This window comes from Muribacter muris (assembly GCF_001038205.1).
GTDB classification, from domain to species: Bacteria; Pseudomonadota; Gammaproteobacteria; order Enterobacterales; family Pasteurellaceae; genus Muribacter; species Muribacter muris.
Window position 1 is genome coordinate 1 of sequence record NZ_JWIZ01000114.1, and the last position, 1,740, is coordinate 1,740.

At 38.3% G+C, this 1,740-nt stretch carries 2 protein-coding genes; both read left to right on the top strand.

Annotation, left to right across the window (positions count from 1 at the left end; all coding sequences use genetic code 11):
- A partial coding sequence (locus RO21_RS13260; RefSeq protein ID WP_193789298.1) for an RHS repeat-associated core domain-containing protein occupies positions 1-1,035 on the top strand: 1,035 nt, incomplete at its 5' end.
- Positions 1,036-1,061: 26 nt separating this feature from the next.
- Entirely contained in the window at positions 1,062-1,568 is a 507-nt protein-coding gene (locus tag RO21_RS11870) for a hypothetical protein (protein ID WP_047977992.1), read from the top strand.
- Positions 1,569-1,740 lie beyond the last annotated feature (172 nt).

A 1,740-nucleotide genomic window follows, 5' to 3' on the forward strand; every position in this document is an offset into this window, starting at 1 on the left:
CACTACCGCTACGACCCACTGGGCAGACGGATTTGCAAGCGGTCGGCAACGCACGAAAATCTGGAAACGGATTTTGTGTGGGACGGCAGCCATTTAATCCAAGAACAGAGCGGAGAAAATCGCTACACCTACATTTACACCCACCCGGAGAGTTACGAACCGTTGGCACAAATTCAGGTTGTAAAAAATGGCGATAAACAAACCGCTTACTACCACTGCGACCAAATCGGGATACCGAGAGAGCTGACCGACCAACAGGGCAACCTACTGTGGCACGCCAGCTATAAGGGTTGGGGCGAACTGCAAGGCGAACATAATCTGAAAGGCGTTCACCAGCCGTTAAGACTGCAAAACCAGTACTTTGATAAAGAGACAGGGCTACATTATAACTTCTTCCGTTACTATGAACCGACAGTCGGACGATTTACAACTCAAGACCCGATAGGGTTAGCGGGTGGAGAGAATTTGTATCGGTTTGCACAGAATGTGAATGAGTGGGTAGATCCGTTAGGGTTGCATCCACTAGTTGTATTAGGCATAAGAGCTCTATTAACGACAGGCAGTAGGACTGGGGTAACTAATGCTACAAGGGCAGCTATCACGACTGGGGCAGGTCAAAATGCTGGAACAGCAGTAATTGGTGCGGGAGCTATATATTCAGTAAATCACGCCATGACGGTAAGCGGAACCAAGACAATGGTTGGGCAATGTATGGCGAATAAACCTAGACCTTGTGAACAATATCCAAAAAGGAATGTAGCTAAGAATCAGGCTTTAACTGCTGCTGGAATCTCTCCTGGAACTAAGCCTATAGCAAGTAGAAGTATACAAGGATGGGAACAGTATTTGTATAGTGATCCAAATGGAGGTGAGCCAATCGTTATTTCACATCATCAACAAGATGAACAACACCTTTGTCCACATTGGCATGCTGGACCAGCTAAAATGGATGGAAATAATGTAGCAACATTTAAAAATGGTGCATGGAAATATAGGAAAATTGATGGAATGACATTTGAACATAGTTTTAATTAGTTATTAATTTATGTGGAGAAACATTTATGTTATTTAAGCCAGACTTGAGTAAATGCAAAGAAAATCAAATAAAAATACTGGATTTATGGAAAAAAGATATATGCATGTCTAAGCTATTGAAGCATGCAAAGAGAGTTTTAACTATACCTGATTCTGTCGAAGTATATAACAGATTCTCAGGTAGAAATAATAGTGAATATATACATAAAAATAATATTAATGACGAATTTACAGCGCTATTGGATAAATTCTATTCTTTAAATGAACATTTATATGTTTTATACTCTGGAAGAACTTGCAAACTAAATAAGATGGGATTTTTAGATCAGGCATATCCGATTTTTTATTTAAATTATGTTTTTTTGAAAAGATATTTTTCAGAGCTAATTTATACTGAAGATTTTTTTAGTTTAATCGTTTCCGATGTTAATTTTAATACTGTAATTGATTTGTCAAATATTGATAATCATATGGAAGAGCCCGAGCATGTAGATAAATATACGATTTCATATAAAATAATTTGTAGTGTGTAAGAGGGGGTAGTGCATGAATCAAGTGTGAATGAACGAATAATACTATAAAAATGGCGTATATTTTTTATCTATATACCTTGTTTTGCTAAGAGCTATTAGCCCAGCTATATTTTGCAAAAATGAGACAGAGCCAGCCACATGTTTATACACCACAGGGTCAGGTGAGTAAGGT

Coding starts and splice junctions, on each gene's coding strand:
- RO21_RS11870 (WP_047977992.1), top strand. CDS start 1,062: ATGTTATTTAAGCCAGACTTGAGTAAATGCAAAGAAAATCAAATAAAA.